The organism is Streptomyces sp. NPDC090022 (assembly GCF_044748145.1).
In the GTDB taxonomy this organism is placed as follows: Bacteria; Actinomycetota; Actinomycetes; order Streptomycetales; family Streptomycetaceae; genus Streptomyces.
In genome coordinates this window covers 539915-559862 of the sequence record NZ_JBIVFN010000001.1, presented here as the reverse complement: position 1 = coordinate 559862, position 19948 = coordinate 539915, and the positions used below count along the sequence as shown (strand labels likewise).

16 protein-coding genes and 2 pseudogenes are annotated in these 19948 nt (G+C 73.1%); 9 read left to right on the top strand and 9 right to left on the bottom strand.

The window, feature by feature from the left end; genetic code table 11:
* Positions 1-12 precede the first annotated feature (12 nt).
* From ACIPXB_RS02490 to ACIPXB_RS02475, 4 genes are all read left to right on the top strand, one after another.
* Positions 13-912, top strand: coding sequence for a dihydrodipicolinate synthase family protein (locus tag ACIPXB_RS02490; protein WP_401443487.1), 900 nt, complete (start codon positions 13-15; stop codon positions 910-912).
* Between the two features lie 330 nt (positions 913-1242).
* On the top strand, positions 1243-2061 hold the full coding sequence (locus ACIPXB_RS02485; protein ID WP_401443485.1) for a transglycosylase SLT domain-containing protein: 819 nt from the start codon (positions 1243-1245) through the stop codon (positions 2059-2061).
* 167 nt (positions 2062-2228) lie between these two features.
* Entirely contained in the window at positions 2229-4634 is a 2406-nt protein-coding gene (locus ACIPXB_RS02480; protein ID WP_401443483.1) for an ATP-binding cassette domain-containing protein, read from the top strand.
* A gap of 53 nt (positions 4635-4687) precedes the next feature.
* Positions 4688-5806, top strand: a complete 1119-nt coding sequence (locus ACIPXB_RS02475) for an SAM-dependent methyltransferase (protein ID WP_401443481.1) — start codon at positions 4688-4690, stop codon at positions 5804-5806.
* On the opposite strand, the gene ACIPXB_RS02470 is transcribed toward ACIPXB_RS02475, so the two are convergent.
* The 3 genes from ACIPXB_RS02470 to ACIPXB_RS02460 all read right to left on the bottom strand — a co-directional run bounded on the left by ACIPXB_RS02470 (position 5755) and on the right by ACIPXB_RS02460 (position 9355).
* Positions 5755-6651, bottom strand: a complete 897-nt coding sequence (locus ACIPXB_RS02470; protein ID WP_401443478.1) for a squalene/phytoene synthase family protein — start codon at positions 6649-6651, stop codon at positions 5755-5757. The genes ACIPXB_RS02475 and ACIPXB_RS02470 overlap by 52 nt on opposite strands.
* Before the next feature lie 141 nt (positions 6652-6792).
* Positions 6793-8388: a peptide-N4-asparagine amidase gene (locus ACIPXB_RS02465; protein ID WP_401443476.1), complete on the bottom strand. Its 1596-nt coding sequence runs from the start codon at positions 8386-8388 to the stop codon at positions 6793-6795.
* A 163-nt stretch (positions 8389-8551) separates the two neighbouring features.
* Positions 8552-9355: a metallophosphoesterase gene (locus tag ACIPXB_RS02460; protein ID WP_401444403.1), complete on the bottom strand. Its 804-nt coding sequence runs from the start codon at positions 9353-9355 to the stop codon at positions 8552-8554.
* A gap of 193 nt (positions 9356-9548) precedes the next feature.
* Here ACIPXB_RS02460 and ACIPXB_RS02455 point away from each other — a divergent pair, with 193 nt between their 5' ends.
* The gene (locus tag ACIPXB_RS02455) at positions 9549-9974 is read left to right on the top strand and encodes a hypothetical protein (protein WP_401444430.1); all 426 of its coding nucleotides are present in this window, start codon (positions 9549-9551) and stop codon (positions 9972-9974) included.
* A 15-nt stretch (positions 9975-9989) separates the two neighbouring features.
* Here ACIPXB_RS02455 and ACIPXB_RS02450 read toward each other — a convergent pair.
* From ACIPXB_RS02450 to ACIPXB_RS02440, 3 genes and pseudogenes are all read right to left on the bottom strand, one after another.
* A pseudogene (locus ACIPXB_RS02450) lies at positions 9990-10894 on the bottom strand (transposase); the annotation flags it as partial.
* Between the two features lie 73 nt (positions 10895-10967).
* Positions 10968-11636, bottom strand: coding sequence for an HAD family acid phosphatase (locus tag ACIPXB_RS02445; RefSeq protein WP_401443474.1), 669 nt, complete (start codon positions 11634-11636; stop codon positions 10968-10970).
* Between the two features lie 159 nt (positions 11637-11795).
* Positions 11796-12182, bottom strand: a complete 387-nt coding sequence (locus tag ACIPXB_RS02440; protein ID WP_401443471.1) for a VOC family protein — start codon at positions 12180-12182, stop codon at positions 11796-11798.
* Between ACIPXB_RS02440 and ACIPXB_RS02435 the strand changes: the two are divergent.
* Both ACIPXB_RS02435 and ACIPXB_RS02430 read left to right on the top strand, forming a co-directional pair.
* Positions 12181-13233, top strand: a pseudogene (locus tag ACIPXB_RS02435) (PEP/pyruvate-binding domain-containing protein); the annotation flags it as partial. The gene ACIPXB_RS02440 and the pseudogene ACIPXB_RS02435 sit on opposite strands and share 2 nt — an antisense overlap.
* 355 nt (positions 13234-13588) lie before the next feature.
* Positions 13589-14506: a PEP-utilizing enzyme gene (locus tag ACIPXB_RS02430; protein WP_401443469.1), complete on the top strand. Its 918-nt coding sequence runs from the start codon at positions 13589-13591 to the stop codon at positions 14504-14506.
* On the opposite strand, the gene ACIPXB_RS02425 is transcribed toward ACIPXB_RS02430, so the two are convergent.
* Positions 14491-15555, bottom strand: coding sequence for an alkene reductase (locus ACIPXB_RS02425; protein WP_401443466.1), 1065 nt, complete (start codon positions 15553-15555; stop codon positions 14491-14493). The two genes, ACIPXB_RS02430 and ACIPXB_RS02425, sit on opposite strands and share 16 nt — an antisense overlap.
* Positions 15556-15668: 113 nt before the next feature.
* Here ACIPXB_RS02425 and ACIPXB_RS02420 point away from each other — a divergent pair, with 113 nt between their 5' ends.
* Positions 15669-16220 (top strand): MarR family winged helix-turn-helix transcriptional regulator, encoded by a 552-nt coding sequence (locus tag ACIPXB_RS02420; protein WP_401443464.1) that lies wholly within the window; start codon positions 15669-15671, stop codon positions 16218-16220.
* A gap of 72 nt (positions 16221-16292) precedes the next feature.
* Here ACIPXB_RS02420 and ACIPXB_RS02415 read toward each other — a convergent pair whose 3' ends face one another.
* On the bottom strand, positions 16293-17927 hold the full coding sequence (locus tag ACIPXB_RS02415) for a glycoside hydrolase family 20 protein (RefSeq protein WP_401443461.1): 1635 nt from the start codon (positions 17925-17927) through the stop codon (positions 16293-16295).
* Between the two features lie 56 nt (positions 17928-17983).
* Positions 17984-19228: an MFS transporter gene (locus ACIPXB_RS02410; protein ID WP_401443458.1), complete on the bottom strand. Its 1245-nt coding sequence runs from the start codon at positions 19226-19228 to the stop codon at positions 17984-17986.
* A gap of 218 nt (positions 19229-19446) precedes the next feature.
* Between ACIPXB_RS02410 and ACIPXB_RS02405 the strand changes: the two genes are divergently transcribed.
* On the top strand, positions 19447-19917 hold the full coding sequence (locus ACIPXB_RS02405) for a MarR family winged helix-turn-helix transcriptional regulator (RefSeq protein ID WP_401443456.1): 471 nt from the start codon (positions 19447-19449) through the stop codon (positions 19915-19917).
* The last annotated feature ends 31 nt before the right edge of the window (positions 19918-19948 follow it).

Here is a 19948-nt window from a genome sequence, read left to right as displayed (position 1 = left end):
ACCCTCGAAGTCATGGCACAGGACGACAACTTGCAGGGAATTCACGTACCGCTCGTCACGCCGTTCACGGCGCGCGGCGACCTCGCGGTGGGCGCGCTGGAGGGACTGGCGCACGAAGTGCTGGACGCGGGCGCGGCCGGGATCGTCGCGCTCGGGACGACGGCGGAGGCGGCCACGCTGGACGCGGCCGAACGGGAGCGCGTGACCGAGGTGTGCGCGCGGGTCTGCGCGGAGCGCGGCGCGCACCTGACGATCGGCGCGGGCGGCTCCGGCACCCGCGCCACCGAGGAGGCACTGGCGGGGCTGCGGCGGTGGCCGCGGGCGGGGGCGGCGCTGGTGACGGTCCCGGCGTTCGTGCGGCCGTCGCCCGCCGGGGTGCTGGCCCACTTCGAGCGGCTGGCCGCGGTCAGCCCCGTCCCGCTGATCGTCTACCACATCCCGTACCGCACGGGGCTGCCGCTGGACGCGGGCACGCTGCGCGCAATCGGCGCCCTGCCGGGGGTGGTGGGGGTCAAGTACGCGGGCGGCGGCATCGACCAGGAGACGGTGGCGCTGCTGGGCGACCTGCCGGCGGGGTTCCGCGTCCTGGCGGGGGACGACCTGTACCTCTCGCCGCTGCTGGCGCTCGGCGCGGCGGGTGGCATCCTCGCCTCGGCCCATCTGGCGACGGACCGCTTCGTGGAGCTGGCCACGGCCTGGCGGACGGGCGACGTGACCCGGGCGCGGGCCCTCGGGCACGCGCTGGCGAAGGTCTCGGCGGCCGCGTTCGACGAGCCGAATCCGGTGGTGATCAAGGCGGTCCTGCACGCACAGGGCCGGATCCCCGCGCCGGACGTGCGCCTGCCGCTGCTGCCCGCGGCGGCCACGTCGGCCGAGAGGGTGCTCCGGGAGCTGTCAGAGCTGCCGGAATGAGTGAGGTATGGGCGTTTTGGGCGGAACGCAAATAACGCCCTTATCGATCCCTCCGGCGCATCTTGCCCTCTTATCGAACGGGGGGTTATTTCCTACCAAGGGCCGTGATGTGAGTCACCCGGAGCCGCTCAACATCATTCATCCCGCCGGGCGATTTCCCGTCCACGAAAGGAGAGTTGGCACGGGGTGCGGGGCGGAATGATCAGGAAATAAACCCCTGATTCCGCAATGTCGATCACTGGGGGAAATTCAAGGCTTGTTCGCGGACTTCCGACTCGCTTACGGTCGCCCCGAATCGCTCTCCCGTACCCCCCACGTGAGGAATTCGCCATGCGCGCAAAGGGCAGACACCGCCGTCCCAGGAACAACGTGATCACCCGGAAGCTGGCCGTCGCCGGCACCGGGAGCGCGGCGCTCGCGATGCCGCTGATCGGGGCGACCGTCGCCCAGGCGCAGCCCGCCCCGGTCACGGCCGCCGCCCCGCAGGCCGCCGCCCGGATCTCCCAGGTGGCCCAGGTGGCCCAGGTGCAGGTCTCCCAGCTGCCGGCGGTGGCCAAGGCCGCCGTGCCGGTGGTCCACGCGGTGATCAGCGGCGACACCCTGTCCGAGATCGCGCAGACGCATTCGGTCAGCGGCGGCTGGCAGCAGCTCTACGCCGACAACCGCACCCTGGTCGGCGACAACCCCTCGCTCATCTTCCCCGGCCAGCGGCTGACCATCGGCGGCGCGACCGCCGCCGCCACGCAGGCCGTGGCCCCCGCCGCCCCGGCGGCCGCCCCCGCCGTGGTGCGGGCCGTCGCCCCCGCGGCCCCGGCGGCCAAGACGTACGCGAACAACCTCGACGGCTGGATCCGCGAGTCCCTGGACGTCATGGCGAAGCACGGAATTCCCGGTACGTACGACGGAATCCTGCGCAATGTGATGCGCGAGTCCTCCGGAAATCCGCGGGCCATCAACAACTGGGACTCCAACGCCGCCAAGGGCACCCCGTCCAAGGGACTGCTCCAGGTCATCGACCCGACGTTCAAGGCCTACCACGTGCCCGGAACGTCGATGGACTCCTACGACCCGGTCGCCAACATCACCGCCGCGTGCAACTACGCCGCCGCCCGGTACGGGTCGATCGACAACGTCAACGGCCCCTACTAGCGCCCGCCGGCCGGTTGCCCGGCCGGCCGGGCAACCGGTCAGGAATGGAGAAGCCCGGACCGGCCCGCCGCCCGTAACGTCGGTCCCGCTCGCACGTGGTTGGATCGGACCGTGCGACGCCGAGGGGAACCGCGCAGGAGCGGCCCCGCGCGACAGATGGAGGGACGATGAGCAGGGCCACGAGGACGGGCGGGCCGGCGCGGGCACCGCACAGTGCGGACAGCCACGATGTGATCCGCGTGCACGGCGCGCGCGAGAACAACCTCAAGGACGTCAGCATCGAGATCCCCAAGCGCCGCCTGACGGTGTTCACCGGTGTCTCCGGCTCGGGCAAGAGCTCCCTGGTGTTCGACACGATCGCCGCCGAGTCGCAGCGGCTGATCAACGAGACGTACAGCGCCTTCGTGCAGGGCTTCATGCCCACCCTGGCCCGGCCCGAGGTGGACGTCCTCGAGGGACTGACGACCGCGATCATCGTCGACCAGCAGCGGATGGGTGCCGACCCGCGCTCCACGGTCGGCACCGCCACCGACGCCAACGCGATGCTGCGGATCCTCTTCAGCCGGCTGGGCGAGCCGCACATCGGGCCGCCCAGCGCGTACGCCTTCAACGTGCCCTCGGTCCGGGCCAGTGGTGCGATCACCGTCGAGCGCGGCGCGAAGAAGACGGTCAAGGCGACGTTCAACCGCACCGGCGGCATGTGCCCGCACTGCGAGGGCCGCGGCGCGGTCTCCGACATCGACCTCACCCAGCTGTACGACGACTCCAAGTCGATCGCGGAGGGCGCGTTCACCATCCCCGGCTGGAAGTCGGACAACGTGTGGACCGTGGGGATCTACGCCGAGTCGGGCTTCCTCGACCCGCACAAGCCCATCGCGAAGTACACCAAGCGCGAGATGCAGGACTTCCTGTACCGCGAGCCGACCAAGGTGAAGGTCAACGGCGTCAACCTCACCTACGAGGGCCTGATCCCCAAGATCCAGAAGTCCTTCCTGTCCAAGGACAAGGAGGCGATGCAGCCGCACATCCGGGCGTTCGTGGAGCGCGCGGTCACCTTCACCACCTGCCCCGAGTGCGACGGCACCCGGCTCGCCGAGGGCGCCCGGTCCTCGAAGATCGGCCGGATCAGCATCGCCGACGCCTGCGCGATGCAGATCAGCGACCTGGCCACCTGGGTGCGCGGGCTCGAGGAGCCGTCGGTCGCGCCGCTGCTGCGCGCGCTCCGGCACACCCTCGACTCGTTCGTGGAGATCGGCCTGGGCTATCTCGCGCTGGACCGGCCGGCGGGCACCCTGTCGGGCGGCGAGGCGCAGCGCGTCAAGATGATCCGCCACCTCGGCTCCTCGCTCACCGATGTCACCTACGTCTTCGACGAGCCGACCACCGGTCTGCACCCGCACGACATCCAGCGGATGAACGACCTGCTGCTGCGGCTGCGCGACAAGGGCAACACGGTGCTCGTCGTGGAGCACAAGCCGGAGCTGATCGGGATCGCCGACCATGTGGTGGACCTCGGCCCGGGCGCGGGCCAGGCGGGCGGGTCCGTGTGCTTCGAGGGCACCGTCGAGGGGCTGCGGGCCGGCGGCACCGTCACCGGCCGCCACTTCGACGACCGGGCCAAGGTCAAGGAGACGGTGCGTACGCCCACGGGCGCGCTGGAGATCCGCGGCGCGACGGCGAACAACCTGCGCGACGTCGACGTCGACATCCCGCTCGGGGTGCTCACCGTCGTCACCGGGGTCGCCGGCTCCGGCAAGAGCTCGCTCGTCCACGGGTCGCTGCCCGGCCGGTCGGGGGCCGCGGGCGAGGGCGTGGTCTCGATCGACCAGAGCCCGATCAAGGGCTCGCGGCGCAGCAACCCGGCGACGTACACCGGGCTGCTGGACCCGATCCGCAAGGCGTTCGCCAAGGTCAACGGGGTGAAGCCGGCGCTGTTCAGCGCCAACTCCGAGGGCGCCTGCCCCACCTGCAACGGCGCGGGCGTCATCTACACCGACCTGGGGATGATGGCGGGTGTCTCCAGCACGTGCGAGGACTGCGAGGGCAAGCGCTTCGACGCCTCGGTGCTGGACTACCACCTCGCCGGGCGCGACATCAGCGAGGTACTGGCGATGTCGGTGACCGAGGCCGAGGAGTTCTTCGGCGCGGGCGAGGCGCACACCCCGGCCGCCCACCGCATCCTGGCGCGGCTCGTGGACGTCGGGCTCGGCTACCTCAGCATCGGCCAGCCGCTCACCACGCTGTCCGGCGGCGAGCGGCAGCGGCTGAAGCTGGCGACCCACATGGCCGACAAGGGCGGGATCTACGTCCTCGACGAACCGACCACCGGTCTGCACCTCGCCGATGTCGAGCAGCTGCTCGGACTGCTCGACCGGCTGGTGGACGCCGGGAAGTCGGTCATCGTGGTGGAGCACCACCAGGCGGTCATGGCGCACGCGGACTGGATCATCGACCTCGGTCCCGGCGCCGGCCACGACGGCGGCCGCGTCGTCTTCGAGGGCACCCCCGCCGACCTGGTCGCCGCCCGCTCCACCCTCACCGGCGAGCACCTCGCGACGTACGTCGGCGCCTGACGGCCCGGCCCGCGCCGCTCACCGCCCTGCGGTGGGACCACCCGGCGGAGCTGGTGTCGGCGGCGATCGAGCAGGTCCGGCTGCGCCGGGAGGCGGAGGCGAAGTTCGGGGCGGACGCGCAGCGGATGTACTTCACGCGGGAGGGCCTGGAGCGGGCCTCCCACCGGGGTGTCCCCGAGTACAAGCTGGGCCGGGTCCTGGACGAGATGGGCGTGGTCTTCCTCGACGTGCTGCGCCTGGGCATCGGGGCCGACGCGCTCGAACTGGGGTCGGCCCACGCCGTCACGGCCGTCGACAGCGACCCGCTGGACGTCGAGATCACCGCGGCCAACGGGGCGGCCCTGGACGCGTCGGCCACGATGTGGGTCCAGCGGCAGGACCTCACGACGTACCGGCCCTGGGGGGAGGCGGTCTTCGTCGACCTCATGGGGCGGGGCACTCCGGACGAGGACTCCGGCCCGGCGACGTACGCGCCGTCGCTGCCGTGGGCGATGGACCTCGTTCGTGACATGGGAGCGGGTGCGATCCGGCTCGACCCGCGGATGCCGCACGGGAGCGTCCCCGACGGCTGCGGGGCCGACGAGGCCGAGTGGATCTCCTGGGAAGGCGAGGTGCAGGAAGCCGTCCTGTGGTGGTGGTACGGGGAGACGAACCCCACCGCGCGGGTTCCGCGCCGGGCCACCCTGCTGCCCGGCGGTGCCACGCTGACCGGCCGAGGGCTGCCGGATCCGGCCGTGCGGCCGCCGGGCCGCTACCTGTACGAGCCGGACGCCGCCGTCGTCCACTCCGGCCTGGTGGCCGAGGAGGTCGGCGGTGGCGTCCTCGACGTGGCCGAGCCCGCCTGGGTCACCTCGGGCGAGGCGCACCCTACGCCGTTCGCCACGGCCTACGAGATCACCGAGGTCCTGCCGTACGACCCCGCCGCGCTCGGGGCGCTGCTGCGCGGGCGCGGGGTGGGCGAGCTGACCGTACGGCGGCACCGCCGCGCCGACGGGGCGGCGGAAGAACTCCGGCAGGCGTTCACCCCGCAGGGCACGGGCGCGGCGACTGTGTTCCTCACCCGCGTGGCGGGCGATGCGAACCTGCTGCTCGTCCGTCCCGCGGGTGATCCGTCCGGACCTCAACGGCGGGCGGCGCGGGCGAGGATGCGCAGGGGAGCGACGGCGCCGTAGCCGACGTCGCGGCGCAGGGCGCGGACGCCGGCCCGTTCGACGGCGGTCAGCTGGTGGCCCATCAGGTCGGTCATCGTGACGAGGACGCGGCGCAGGCCCGGGTCGGCCAGGTCCACGACGTCCGCGGCGGCGTCGAGGGCGGCCCGGGCGCGGCGGGTCTCGGCGGCCAGGAGGGCGCGCACGGCCGGGGTGTCCTCCCCCTGTTCGAGGTCGTCACGGGTGACGTGGTGCTCGTCGAGGCGCTCGCGCGGCAGGCAGAGCCGGCCGGCGGCCAGGTCTCCGGCGAGGTCGGCGAGGAAGTCGACGCGCTGGGCGGCGTCGACGAGGCGGCGCAGGGCGGCCGCCTGCGCCTCGTCGGGTCCGCCCGGGTACTGCAGTCCGGTGAAGGAGACGAACGCGGGCCAGGCGTAGGCGTCGACGTACGCCTGGAAGTCGGCCTCGGTGCCGAAGCCGGCGAAGACCGCCTCGGCGGTGGCGGCGCCTTCGAGGAATCGTTTCACCCAGGTGTCGGGCAGGGCGCGCTCGTGCACGGCGTGGGCGTAGGCCCGCAGCACGGGGTCGCCGCCGCGCCCGCCCGCGAGCGCGGACTCGACCTGCTCCCCCAGGCGCCGCAGTCCGTCGAGCCGTGTCCGCGTCGTACCGGTCTCGGCGATGTCGTCGACGCGGTTCATGAAGGCGAGCCCGGCGGCCAGCCAGGGCTGCAGGTGCGGCGCGGCCAGCAGCCGCAGGGCCAGGTACGGCGCGGACTCGCGCCGCAGCACGAGCCGCGCGGCGGCGGTGAAGTCGGCCCGTATCGGGGCGCCGGAGATCCCGGCCGCGTCGAGCGTGCTGCGCCAGCTGTGCATGGTGGGGTGCTCCCTCGGTACCGGACGTCCTGTCCCGGACGTTCTGTCCTGGACGTTCTGTCCCGACGTCCTGTCCAACGGATATCACGGGGACGTCCGGCACCGGGGAGCGGCCGCGGGGGCCGGGCCTGCGAGGGGGGCTCAGCAGCGCCGGCGGTCCTCGGTGACCGCGCCCTGGGCGGTGCGCACGGTCCGGTCGTGGCAGCCGTCCGTGCCGTGGAGCCGGTGGCGTTCGGTCGTGGTGCCGACCGCGTGCCGCTGGTCGCGCGGGACGCCCGTGGTGTACGTCGCGTCGCCCTGGTAGGTGTGGTCCAGGTGGGCGGAGCGCGGGCGGCCGCCGGCCCGGACGGTCACGGTGTCGGCGCGGTCGCCGAGGGCGAGGACGGTGCGCAGCCGGGCGTCGGCGCCGAGGGTGGTCTCGCCGTCCATGGTGTAGGTGCGGTGGGTGCGGGTGGTCGTACCACCGCTGGTGACGCTCTCGTCGTCGGTCCAGGTGGCCTCGAGGGCGTCCCTGGACTCGCCGTCCGTCCAGCGGTGGGCGGAGGTGTTGGTCACGGCGCGGGTGACGGTGGTGGTGACGCGGCCGTGCGAGGTGTCGACGTACCCGGTGGTGGTCAGCCGGTGCGCGCCGTCGGTGTCGAGCCGGTGCTCGGGCGAACCGGGGGTGTAGCGGGTGGAGTTGGCCGGATCGCTCTGCTCGTGGCGGGTCAGGGCGCCGGTGACGACCCGGCGGCCCTCGTCCTGCCACAGCAGCAGGTTGGTGGGGGTGCTCCAGCCGCTCTGCCCGGCGGGCACTCCGGCGACGGACACCTCGATACGGTGCGGGCGGCCGTCGTTGAGGAGGCCGGCGAACGGCGTCAGGTCGTAGACGACGGGCTGGACGTCGAAGGCGCGCGGCCCGGGGGTGACGTACCACAGGAACGGGTTCGACCAGCCGCCCGTCCACACGGTCGGGAAGGGCGCGGCGATCCCGGCGAGCCGCCCGTCGACGCTGATGCGCACCTCGCGGTAGGGGCCGTCGGCCGCCTTGCAGGAGTACGGGGCGGCGTCCGGGGTGGTCATGTACCAGTACTCCTCGCAGCCGCCGCCGGAGCCGGTGGCGTACACCTCGGCCAGCAGCCGCTCGGTGTTGCGCGGGGTGGTGACCGTGCCGTCGCCGAGCGGGAGCACCCGCTCCGGGGTGTCGGGGGCCCGGTGCCGTCCGTCGGCGGTGTAGAAGGTCAGCGTCACCCTGACGTCGATGACGCCGGTGTACGTCTCGTCGACCACGTTGCCGATGAGCATCTCGACGGGCTGAGGCCGGCGCAGGGTGTCGGCGTAGCGGGTGACGTCCTTCTCCACCGACCACTGGATGCCGTCGGGCGAGGGCTGCGGGGTGGAGGTCCGCAGGATCTCGACGCCGCCGAGGGCGAGGTGGCCGAGCCGGTCGTACTGGCGGCCCTTGACCTTGCCGTCCAGCCGCAGCACCACCTTGCTCCAGGAGGTGCCGCAGGCGGCGGGGGGCGTGTACGCGCCCCGGTACGGCGTGAAGTCCCGGAACTGCGCCTCGGCCACGGTGAGCTCGCAGGACCGGGTCCCGGGCCGGGACACCGGCGGGCCGGCGGTGAGCGGGTCGTGCCAGTCGCTGCCGAACTCCGCGGGCGGGGTGGGGGCGGCGACGGCCGGCCCGGCTCCGAACAGGGTGCCGGCGGCCAGTACCAGTCCGCCGAGCACGCCCATGATCCTCGTTCGTCTCATGGCCCCGCAGTGAACCGCCCGCCGGACCCGGTGCGCCAGGGCGGCGGGGCCGCCGGTGGCGGGTTCTCGCCGCCGTGGCACGGGCGGGATCCCGGGCCCCGCGGCGGCCGCGCGGTCGCAGCCCCGGGCCGTCGGCGCCGCGAGCCGTCGCAGCCCCGGGCCGTCAGCGCGCGGGTGGGCCGTCCAGCCGGTACACGGCGAAGGGGCGGCCGATGACGGGTTGGGCGACGTTGCGCACCTGGACGCCGCCGGGCGTGCGGCCGCGCTCGGTGCCCAGGTGGGCGTGTCCGTGCACGGCCAGGTCCGCGCCGGCCCCGTCGATGGCCTCGGCCAGCAGGGGGCTGCCCAGGTAGCGGTAGAGCTCGGCGGGTTCGCCCGCCAGCGTGCCGGTGACGGGCGCGTAGTGCGTCAGGGCGATGCGTACGGCGCTGCCGGCGTCCGCCAGTTCGGCCAGCGAACGCCGCAGGTCCTCGGCGTGGGCGCGGGTGGTGGCGAGGGAGGCGGCGTGCTCGTCACCCTCGTCACCGACGTCACCCTCGTCACCGACGTCGCCGTCGCCACCGTCTCCGCCGTCGCCCTGGTGTTCCGTGCCGTGCCCTGCTCCGGGGCCGGCGAATCCGCCGCAGAACCCCTTGGTGCCGGCCACGCCGACCGTGGTCCCGGCGAGTTCGAACACGGCGCAGGCGCCCTGCAGTACGGTGGCGCCCGCCTCCCGCAGGACTTCGGCGACCGTGTGTGGCCGGCCGCTCTTGTGGTCGTGGTTGCCGAGGACGGCGACCACCGGCACCGGCAGGCCGCGGATCTCACCGGCGACCACCCGGGCCTCCTGCTCGGTGCCCTCCCGGGTCAGGTCACCGGCGAGCAGCAGCAGGTCGGCGCGGTCGCCCAGGGTCTCGAAGGCCGGCCGCAGCCGCCCTTCGGCGCCCTGGCCCAGGTGGATGTCTCCGACAGCGGCGACACGAATCACCACGGTTGCTCCGTCCGGTCGGGGGTGCGTGCCAGCGTACCCGGTGGGACGACCCGTCGAGCGGCGAGCGTCGGGCCTCGGCGGCTCGTGAGACGGTTCACCCCTTCGAGCGAACGACCGCCGCATCCTCGCCGCAGCCGGGTAGGGATGCCGTGATCCGGCGACAGCGCCGGGCTATGCGAAGGAGACCCTCATGGCCGACTGCTTCCTGCCCTTCCAGTTCGTATCCAAGGGCGAGACGCTGGAGGTGACCGGGAGTCTTCCGCTGCGGGACGTGTCGGGGCTGACCGTCAAGGTCCTGGTCTCGCAAGCCGTCGTGCTCGGCGCCGACGGCAAGGCCGGGGACAACAGCCCGACCGGCGAGGGGATCAAGAAGGGCGTCAGCTCGTCTTTCAGCTCCAACAAGCTGACCGTGTCGGTGCCGTGCGACCGGGTAGCCGGCACGTGGACCCCCGGAACACCCGTGGCGTACGTCGCCACCGTCTTTGACTCCTCCGGCAAGCAGGTCGGCTCCGACAGCGGTATGCGCAACATCGAGGGCGGCAACAACGGCCCCTTCGCCTTGTTCTCCGCGTTCTCCGACAGCGGCATGGCCATCGACATGGCCGACTTCCGCTAGGGTCTGCCCTGAATTGCGCGTGGCGAGGCCCCGCCAGTTGATGGCACGCTCGACGGTGTTGCGATCGCGGTACAGATCGGCGTCGTGACCGACGGGCCGCCCGCCACTGCTGCCCCGCTTCTTCCGGTTGGCGGCCTGGTCGTCCTTCTCCGGGATCACCGCCTTGATCCACCGTTGGCGCAGGTAGGCCCGGGATGCGCGGGCGGAGTAGGCCTTGTCGGCGGCCACCGCGTCGGGGCGGGTGCGTGGCCGGCCGATCGGACCCCGCACCTTGACCTTGTCCATGACCGGGATGAACTGCGGGTTGTCCGCGCCCTGGCCCGGGGCGACCACGAAGGACAACGGCCGGCAGCGCCGCTCGGCGGCCAGATGGGTCTTCGTGGTCAGGCCACCGCGCGAACGCCCCAACGCGGCCGCCTTCAGCCTTGCCCGACGGCGGCGCAGCCGACGCCTGTCCTCCCGCTCGGCGTCCTCCGCACCGTCAGCGACCGCACTCCGGTCAGCTACTGCCCCGGTTTGTCCCTTCGCTGCAGCCCCTTTTCCTCCCCGACGGCCTTCTCCAACTCTTCCAGCAACTCGGCGTCCACGACCATCCCGGCCGCGTGATGATGCGCACGGGAAACGGTGGAATCCACACTGACCAGCGACAAGTCGACCTGCCCGCGCGCGGCGGCCTCGGCGATCATCCCCTCCATCAGCGCCTGGAAGACGCCCTTGCGCGCCCAGGAGCCGAACTGGCCGTAGATCGTCGGCCAGTTGCCGTACCGCTCAGGGACATCCCGCCAGGGACTCCCCACCCGAAACCGCCACATCATCGCATCGAACTGCCGCCGCAGGTCCGGGATCGGCCCCGTCGCCGCCCTCGGCAGGAACGGCTCGACCAGCTCCCACTCACTGTCCGTCAGATCGCCACGAGTCATGGACCCCTTCTACCAGTCGCCAGGCAGCCGACGAGCCCGAACCGCTATTCGTGATCTGAATTCAAAACAGGCCCTAGGAGAGCTTGCCGTCGTAGTCGGGGAGCTTGAAGGTGCGCTCGGCGTGACCGCCGACGAGGTCGCTCTCCTTGTTGCCGATGTTCGCGATGATCGTGTAGCCGCGGCCCTCGATCTCGGCGCGCTTGGCCGTCTTGTACGTGCTGACCTCCTGGAACAGGTCGGGCAGGTCGCGCACGTAGAGGCCGGTGACCGGGTAGCCGACCGCCTTGAGGTTGTGCATCGTCAGGGAGTGGATGATGCCGGGGCGGGCGGTGACGAAGAAGACGGCGACGCCGCGCGCGTGGGCGTACTGGACCAGGGCGCGGACCTTGGCGATGGCCGGGGTCGGGAACGTCCAGAAGTAGTGGAAGTCGGTCTCCAGCGAGGAGTTGTCGATGTCCAGGACGATCGCCGGCTTCTCGCCCGCCGGGGCGTTGTTCAGGCGCTGCTCGATGTACGGGCGGGCCACGTCGACGACAGCGGCGACGTCACGCTGCCAGGTCGCGTAGTCGATGCCCAGGATCGCGGCGTTGCCGCCAGGGGCCGAGGCGGCGGCGACAGCGGCGGGCGCCGCGGCCGGGGCGGCCTGGGCGGTGGCGGCCGGGACGAGGGTGAGGGCGGCGGTGACGGCGGCCGCGCCGACGGCAAGGGCCGAACGGGATGTCCTGGTACGGGTGTTGAGCATGTGTGGGGGCTCCTCGATGCACGCATTGGCATGAACACCTCCACCCTCGGAGAGATCCGGCCACATGTCTACTGGCCGGTAAGAAACTTCTCGTGGCCGAATGGTGAATCAACGGCTCTCGTGGTGTTCGCCCCGGCGCCCCGCCGGGGCGGGGCTGCGTCACTGCGGGCGGTGGCGCAGGGGGTGGTCCGCGGGGACCTCGATCACCGCGATGCGGACGCCGTCCGGATCGGTGATCCACATCTCGATCAGACCCCAGGGTTCCGTCAGCGGCGGCCGCAGGATCTCCACGCCGCAGGCGACCAGTTCGCGGTGGGCGGCGTGGACGTCGGCGACCTGGAGCCACAGGCGCAGGCCCGGCGCCGGCGGGGTGGCCGAGCGGCCGGAGAGCTCCAGGAAGCCGCCGCCGAGGAAGTACACCGTGCCGCGGTCGGGGCCGGTGCCGAACTCGCGGTACACGGCGAGGCCGAGCGCCTCGCCGTAGAACGCCCGGGAGCGATCGGGGTCGGTGGGGCTGAGCAGGACACGGCTGCCGAGGACGTGCATGGCCGAACCGTATCGCCCCGCATACGCGTCGCGTATGCACCGCGTATGCCTGGTGTGTGCCCGGCGTGTGCCGAGGGGCTCGCGGCGGCTAGGGTTCCCTGGTCCTTTATGGTCGGAAGAGTTGCGGATTGACGTGCGCCTAGTGATGGCTCTGGACGATGCGGCGGCAACGCGGGGCGCCACCGGCGGGAAGGGCAGCGCCCTGGCGGAGCCGGCCCGGGGCGGGCTGCCCGTGCCCGGCGGCTTCCACGTGACGACCGCCGCGTACGGGGAGTTCGTCACCGCCGCCGGACTCGCCGACCGGATCGCCGCCGCCCTGCCGCTGCCGGACGCGGGCGCCGTCATCCGCGCCGCCTTCGCGGAGACCGACCTGCCCGGCCCCTTGCGGTCGGCCGTCGCCGCCGCGTACGCCGGACTCGGCGACGGCGCCCGTACCGTGGCCGTCCGCTCCTCGGCCACCGCCGAGGACCTGCCGGACCTGTCCTTCGCCGGCCAGCAGGACACCTACCTGAACATCCGTGGCGAGGCGGCCCTGCTGGCCGCGGTCCGCGACTGCTGGGCCTCCCTGTGGACCGACCGCGCGATCGCCTACAGCACCCGCGCCGGGATACCGCACGAGGACGTCGCGCTCGCCGTCGTCGTGCAGGAGATGGTCGCCGCCGACGCCGCCGGGGTGATGTTCACCGTCGACCCGCTCGGCGGGCGGACCGACCGGCTGGTGGTCAACGCCGCCTGAGGGCTGGGCGAGGCCGTGGTCAGCGGGCTGGTCACGCCCGACACGGTCCTCGTCGACCGCCGGACCCTGGCCGTCGTCGAGCACCGCGTCGCCGCCAAGGAGGTCATGACCGTCCCGGCCGGCGCCGCGGGCGCGTCGGGAGGCACCGTCGAGGAGCCGGTCCCGGCCGACCGCCGCGAGGCCCCGGTCCTGACCACCTCCGAGGCCGCCGAACTGGCCCGGCTCGGCCTGAAGATCGAGGAGCTGTACGGCGATCCGCGCGACGTCGAATGGGCCCGCGCGGACGGCCGGTTCCAGATTTTCCAGGCCCGCCCCATCACGACGGTCGCCCCGCCGGTCCCCGAGGTGTGGAACGACGCCGCCGGCACCGACCCGCTGTGGACCAGCGCCAACCTGGGCGAGGCGGTGCCGTCCGTGATGACGCCCGCCACCTGGTCGTTCGTCCGCCGCTTCATGGGTGATGTGATGGTCGCCGCCACGCTGGAGGGCCGTCCCATGGACGGCAACATCGGCGGCCGCTTCTACATGAACCTCAGCGTCACGGCGACGCCGGCGGCCGCCTTCGGGCAGGGGAAGAAGTTCGCGCTGGCCAACGAGATGGTCTTCGGACGACGAGCTGCGCGGGCTCCGGGAGGAGCAGGTCTCGGACTACTTCCGGCTGTGCTGCCACATGCTCCAGGCGGCCACCCGCCAGGACGGCGACGCGCTCGTCAAGGTCCGCGGCACGCTGCGCGATCTGGTCGGCGAGGAGAACGCCGACCTGCGGCTGGAGCGCCGCCACCGGGAACGCACCGAGGCCTGGGAGCGGTTCGCGGCCGCGCATCCCAAGCGGGTCGGGGCGATGCACGGCGCGGTGGACGACTGGGCCGCGTCGGCGCGGCTGCGGGAGGCGGCCCGGACCGAGGTCGCGCGGGTGTTCTGGCTGCTGCGGGCCTTCGTCCTGCGCGCCGGTGAGGTCACCGGGCACGGGGAGGACCTGTTCTTCCTGCCGGTCGAGGAGATCCTGCGGGTCCTGGACGGGGACGAGGAGCCGCTGGCGGCCGTACCGTCGCGGCGGGCGGCGTACGCGCTGTACCGGGGGCTGCCCACCTGTCCGACGCTGATCCGGGGTGAGTTCGACCCGGCCGTCTGGGCGGCGGACCCCGACCGCCGTGCCGATCTGTACGACGCGCACGCCACCGCGGCGCCGTCCGACACCGTCAGCGGTTCGCCCGCCTCCGGCGGTGTGGTCGAGGGCGCGGCCCGCGTGGTGGCCGACGTGGCGGAGGGCGAGAGCCTGCGGCCCGGCGAGATCCTGGTGACGACGGTGACCAACATCGGCTGGACGCCGCTGTTCACCCGGATCTCGGCGATCGTCACCGACGTCGGCGCGAACCTCTCGCACGCCTCGATCGTGGCGCGCGAGCTCGGCATCCCGGCGGTCGTCGGCTGCGGCAACGCGACGACGCGGATCCGGACGGGCGACCGGATCCGCGTCGACGGCGGGCGCGGGACGGTGGACGTGGTGGGCACCGCGGCGCGGTCCGCGTCCGAGCCGGCTCAGGGTCCGTCCGGCGGATCAGGGCCGGACGGTCACAGCGTCGGGTAGTCGGTGTAGCCGGCCTCGCCGCCACCGAAGAAGGTGGCCGGGTCCGGGGTGTTGTAGGGGCCCCCGGACCGCAGCCGCGCCGGCAGGTCGGGGTTGGCGAGGAAGAGGGCGCCGAAGGCGATGACGTCGGCGGTGCCGTCGTCGAGCAGGGCCAGCGAGCGGTGGTCGGTGGGGCCCTCGGAGGCCGGGTTGAGGACCAGGGCGCCGGAGAACTGGCCCCGCAGCGCGAGGGTGATGTCGCGCACGTGCTCGCCGGGCTCGGTCAGGTGCAGGTAGGCCAGGCCCACCGGCTCGATCTCCTTGACCAGGGCTTCGTACGTCGGCTGCGGGTCGGGCTCGGCCATGTCGTTGTACGTGTTGCCGGGCGAGAGCCGCAGCGCGGTGCGCCCGGCGCCGATCTCGGCGGCAACGGCCTTGACGACCTCGACGGCGAACCGGATGCGGTTCTCGGTGGTGCCGCCCCACTCGTCGGTGCGCAGGTTGGTGTGCGGCGAGAGGAACTGGTGGATGAGGTAGCCGTTGGCGCCGTGCAGCTCTACCCCGTCGAAGCCGGCCTCGATGGCGTTGCGGGCGGCGGCCGCGTAGTCGGCGATCGTCTCCCGGACCTCGGCACCCGTCAGCTCGCGGGGCGTGACCAGGTCCTTCATGCCCTCACCGGTGAACACCTGCCCGGTGGCGGCGACCGGCGAGGCGCCGACCGGGACCAGGCCGTCGGGCAGGAGCGACGGGTGGCCGATACGGCCGGTGTGCATGAGCTGCGCGAAGATCCTGCCGCCCGCCGCGTGCACGGCGGTGGTGACCTTGCGCCAGCCCGCCACCTGCTCGGCGGAGTGCAGGCCGGGGGTCCAGGGGTAGCCCTGGCCGACGACGGAGGGCTGGATGCCCTCGGTGACGATCAGGCCCGCCGAGGCGCGCTGCGCGTAGTACTCGGCGGTGAGCTCGGTCGGGACCCCGCCGTCAGCGGCCCGGCTGCGGGTCATCGGTGCCATCGCGATGCGGTTGGCGAGTGCCGTTCCGGCGATGGTGATCGGATCGAAAGCGCTGGTCATGGCTGCCCTCACAGAATTAATTGGTCGGCCAACGATTGCCTGACCGTCACCCTACCCCATTCATTGGCCGACCAAGCTAAAATCTTGGACGAGGGATGGAAGAGGGAGCCGCGATGAGGACCGAGACCGAGACGACCGCGCAGGGCGGCTGTACGGTGCCGAGCGCCGTGCTGGACGGGCCGGTCAGCCATGCGATCAGCCGGGTGGCCCGGCTGCACCGGATCGCCGCGGGCCGGCACCTGCGCGAGCTCGGCCTGCATCCGGGCCAGGAGTTCGTGATGACGCGCCTGTGGGAAGGCGGACCGGTCCGCCAGTCCGAGCTGATCAGGGCGGTGGGACTGGACCCCTCCACCGTGACGAAGATGCTCCAGCGCCTGGAGCACGCCGGTCACGTCCGCCGCCGCCAGGACCCGGCCGACCGGCGCGCCTGGCTGGTGGAGGCCACGGAGGCCAGCCGCGGGCTGCTGCACGAGGTGTGCGGCGCGTGGGGCGAGCTGGAGCGCACGACCGTGTCGGGCCTGGACGAGGCCGAGAGCGGGGAGCTGCTGCGGCTGCTGCGCAAGGTCGAGGAGACGCTGTGCGCCGAGCTGGCCTCCGCGCCCGAGTGCGTGGAGGCGGCCGCGACCGCGCCGTGCGCGGAGGTCCCCGCCGGGGGCGACTGCTGAGCCTCCCCCGCGGTGAGGGCTCCCGCGGTGAGGGCAGCCGCGCGGGCGGGGCTGCCGCGCGCCCGGTGTGTGTCAGCCGGCCGTCCGCAGCCGGTCGGCCAGCGGCGCGAAGGTGGACCACGGCTGCTGCGGCGGGCGCTGGTCCCAGGTCTTCTGGGAGAGCGCGGCCAGCGGGCGGGCGATGCCGGCCGCGACCTGGTCCTGGGTCTGGGCGTTCGCCAGGTCGGCCCAGATGGCCAGGCGGGCGCCGAGGATCTGGGAGGCGTACTGCGCGGGCACCGGCGTGGTGCCGCGCAGGACGAGCGGGGTCCACTGCTCGTAGATGCGGCGGCCGGTGGGGTACGTGAACTGGTTCGGCTCGCCCAGGACGTAGTAGAGGAACTCGTCGTTGAGGTTGAACACCTTGCGGCCCTCGCTCAGGTACCCCAGCGGCGGCCGGGCGCCGATCTCCTTGCCCGTCCAGTACTCGGTCTGGATGTCCTTGGCGGCGGTGGCGACGCCGCCGGTGAAGAAGCCGTCGTTCCAGGCCCTGGGCTGCCGGCCGGCCGCCCGGACCACGGCCGCGCGGTCGTTCAGCCAGCCCGTGGCGAGGTCCTGGACCTTGGCCCCCGCCCCGTACCGTGCCGTTGCGGCCCGGGCCAGCTGCGGGAACGAGGTCTGCGGATCGGAGACGACCAGCGCCTGGTACTCGTCCGCGCCCAGGTGCCAGTAGGGGCCGGGGAACAGCGGCTGGTACTCGCGCAGCAGATCGTCGACGAGCTTGGCCGAGGCGGGGTTCGATATGTCGACCGCGCCCTTGACCGCCCTGCCCTGGGCGTTGCGCAGCTGCAGTTCGGGGTGGGCCTTGAGGACCGCGCCCAGGTGTCCGGGCGAGTCGATCTCGGGCACCACGGTGATGTGGAGGGAGGCCGCCAGGTCGACGATCCTGCGGACCTGGGCCTTGGTGAGGTGCGGGGTGGAGACGATCTCCGGGTGGCTGGTGGACTCGATGCGGAACGCCTGGTCGTCGGAGAAGTGCAGGCCGAGCTGGTTCATCTTCAGGTCGCCCATCTCGCGCAGCCGGGCCTCTATCCACTCGGGCGTGAAGTGCTTGCGCGCGATGTCGAGGTTGAGTCCCCGCTGGGCCAGGTACGGCCGGTCCTTGACGGTGCCCTCACCGATGGCGCCGGCGCCCCGCACGGCCTGCTTGAGGGTGCGGGTGCCGTAGAAGACCCCGGCCTCGTCGGGGCCGGATATGCGGATGGTGCCGTCCTTCACGGTCAGGGTGTACGACTCGGGGGCGCCGGACCCCTTCGCGCCGAGGGCGAGTTCGACGTCACCGCGCTGCGGGGCGGCGCCCTCGGCGAATCCCATGCCGAGCTCCTTGGCGAGCAGCCGGCCCTCGTCGTCGAGGGCGCCGGCCCCGCCCGCCGCGACGACCACCCTGGCAGCCTGCGCCGGCTTCCAGCCGGGCCCCCGCGCCGCCTCGAACTCGCGGACGGCGGGAATCGTGCGCGGCGCGGTGGACAGCGCGTACGAAGGCGTGGGCGACGGGGGCGGGGTCGGGGTCGGGGCCACGGCCGGGGTGGTCGCGGGCGCGCCGGCGGAGTCGGAGGGGGGCCCTGCCCGGCGGTCCCCCGAGGCGTTGGCGCACCCCGCGAGGCCGAGGGTCAGCGCCATGACGGCGCAGGGCCACGCGGTGGCCCGGAGCTTCCTGGACTGCCGCATGAGTCATCACATCCCGCCACCAACCTCCCACCGGCCCGCCGCGGGCGCGACTTGGATCAGCGGGACCGGGCCGGTCCGGCGGCGGCAGCCGGTTCGGCGACCGCCGCCGCCGGGCCCGGGTGCGCGCCGGCGGCGACGACGCGGCCCGGCCCCGTGCCGGTACGGCGTTCCAGGGCGCCGGAGAGGACGGCGAGGAGCAGCGCGGAGCCCGCCAGGACGGCGCCGACCCCGTTGGGCGCGGTCCAGCCCAGACCCGCGGTGATGACGAGGCCGCCGAGCCACGCGGCGAGCGCGTTGCCGAGGTTGAAGGCGCCGATGTTGACGGCGGACGCCAGGGTCGGCGCGCCGGCGGCCTGGTCCAGGACCCGCTTCTGCAGCGGCGGCACGGCCGCGAAGCCGAGCGCGCCGATCAAGGCGATGGTGACGGCGGCCGCGACGCGGTGGTGCGCGGTCAGCGTGAACAGGGCCAGCACCAGGGCGAGGGCGCCCAGGGATCCGTACAGCATGGGCATCAGCGCGCGGTCGGCGAACCGGCCGCCGATCAGGTTCCCGGCGACCATGCCGAGCCCGAGGAGGACGAGCAGCCAGGTGACGGAGGTGTCGGCGAAGCCCGCCACGTTCGTCATCATCGGCGTGATGTAGGTGATCGCGGCGAAGACCCCGCCGAAGCCGAGGACCGTCATGGCCATGGCGAGCAGGACCTGGACGTTCCGGAGGGCGGCGAGCTCGTGGCGGACCCGGACGCCGGCGGGGCGGGGCAGGTCCGGCACCAGGCGGGCGATGCCCAGCAGGCCGAGGACGCCGAGGCCCGCGACGATCAGGAAGGTGACGCGCCAGCCGGCGCTCTGGCCCACGAAGGTGCCGAGCGGGACGCCGACGACGTTGGCGACCGTGAGGCCGGTGAACATCGTCGCGATGGCGCCGGCCTTCTTCTCGGGGGCGACGAGCTCGGCGGCGACCACGGAGCCGATGCCGAAGAACGCGCCGTGGGCGAGGGAGGCGACCACGCGGCCGGTGAGCATGACGCCGAAGGTGGGGGCCAGCGCCGAGATCAGGTTCCCCGCGATGAACAGGCCCATGAGCAGCATCAGCATCCGCTTGCGCGGGATCCGGGTACCGAGCACGGTCATCAGCGGGGCGCCGAGGACGACACCGAGCGCGTATCCGGTGACCAGCAGCCCGGCGGCGGGGATGGTCACGCCGTAGTCGGCGGCGACCTCGGGAAGCAGACCCATGATCACGAATTCGGTGGTGCCGATCCCGAAGGCCCCGATGGCCAGGGCGAGCAGTGCGAGTGGCATGAGGGGATGCCCTTCAGGGGGGAGGGGGGAGGGGGGAGGCGGGCAAGGAGATTGCCTGCGCCGCTTGCATGCGTCGACAATAATTGCAGACGCGTGATATTTGCAAGCGCGGGCTATTTCGGTCGTGGCATATCCTGGTGATCCCACTGGTTGGGTACGGATGCGGGCCACGGACCGGACGTGACCGGGTATCCGACGCACACAGGAGGCACGAGCCCATGACGGCCACGGACAGCGCACCCACCGCCCTCTCGCAGGGCTGGTGCGCCCTCTCCCTCCTGCACGGCCGCATCGAGGCGCACATCGAGCGCGCCCTGCAGGCCGGGCACGGACTGAGCGTGCGCGAGTACTCGCTCCTCGACGTCCTCAGCCGCCAGCACAGCGGCCCGGGCGGGCACCTGCGCATGGCCCAGGTAGCGGAGTCCGTGGTCCTCAGCCAGAGCGCGACCACCCGCCTGGTCAGCCGCCTGGAGGACCGCGGGCTGCTCAGCCGCTACCTCTGCGACACCGACCGCCGGGGCATCTACACCGACGTCAGCGAGGCCGGGCTGGCCCTGCTCGACGCCGCCCGCCCGACGAACGACCGCGCCCTGCGCGAGGCGCTGGACGCGGCGGCGGCGAACCCGGAGCTGGCTCCGCTGGTCAGAGTGGTGGAGAACATGCACCAGGCCCCGGCGGCGCGCCCGTAGGGGCGGCCGCCGGGGCCTGGCAGGCCTGGCG

Excerpts from the sequence above, each read along its gene's own strand:
- ACIPXB_RS02490 (WP_401443487.1), top strand. The coding sequence starts at position 13 with ATGGCACAGGACGACAACTTGCAGGGAATTCACGTACCGCTCGTCACG.
- ACIPXB_RS02485 (WP_401443485.1), top strand. The coding sequence starts at position 1,243 with ATGCGCGCAAAGGGCAGACACCGCCGTCCCAGGAACAACGTGATCACC.
- ACIPXB_RS02480 (WP_401443483.1), top strand. The coding sequence starts at position 2,229 with ATGAGCAGGGCCACGAGGACGGGCGGGCCGGCGCGGGCACCGCACAGT.
- ACIPXB_RS02470 (WP_401443478.1), bottom strand. The coding sequence starts at position 6,651 with ATGCACAGCTGGCGCAGCACGCTCGACGCGGCCGGGATCTCCGGCGCC.
- ACIPXB_RS02465 (WP_401443476.1), bottom strand. The coding sequence starts at position 8,388 with ATGAGACGAACGAGGATCATGGGCGTGCTCGGCGGACTGGTACTGGCC.
- ACIPXB_RS02455 (WP_401444430.1), top strand. The coding sequence starts at position 9,549 with ATGGCCGACTGCTTCCTGCCCTTCCAGTTCGTATCCAAGGGCGAGACG.
- ACIPXB_RS02445 (WP_401443474.1), bottom strand. The coding sequence starts at position 11,636 with ATGCTCAACACCCGTACCAGGACATCCCGTTCGGCCCTTGCCGTCGGC.
- ACIPXB_RS02440 (WP_401443471.1), bottom strand. The coding sequence starts at position 12,182 with ATGCACGTCCTCGGCAGCCGTGTCCTGCTCAGCCCCACCGACCCCGAT.
- ACIPXB_RS02430 (WP_401443469.1), top strand. The coding sequence starts at position 13,589 with ATGCTCCAGGCGGCCACCCGCCAGGACGGCGACGCGCTCGTCAAGGTC.
- ACIPXB_RS02425 (WP_401443466.1), bottom strand. The coding sequence starts at position 15,555 with ATGACCAGCGCTTTCGATCCGATCACCATCGCCGGAACGGCACTCGCC.
- ACIPXB_RS02420 (WP_401443464.1), top strand. The coding sequence starts at position 15,669 with ATGAGGACCGAGACCGAGACGACCGCGCAGGGCGGCTGTACGGTGCCG.
- ACIPXB_RS02415 (WP_401443461.1), bottom strand. The coding sequence starts at position 17,927 with ATGCGGCAGTCCAGGAAGCTCCGGGCCACCGCGTGGCCCTGCGCCGTC.
- ACIPXB_RS02410 (WP_401443458.1), bottom strand. The coding sequence starts at position 19,228 with ATGCCACTCGCACTGCTCGCCCTGGCCATCGGGGCCTTCGGGATCGGC.
- ACIPXB_RS02405 (WP_401443456.1), top strand. The coding sequence starts at position 19,447 with ATGACGGCCACGGACAGCGCACCCACCGCCCTCTCGCAGGGCTGGTGC.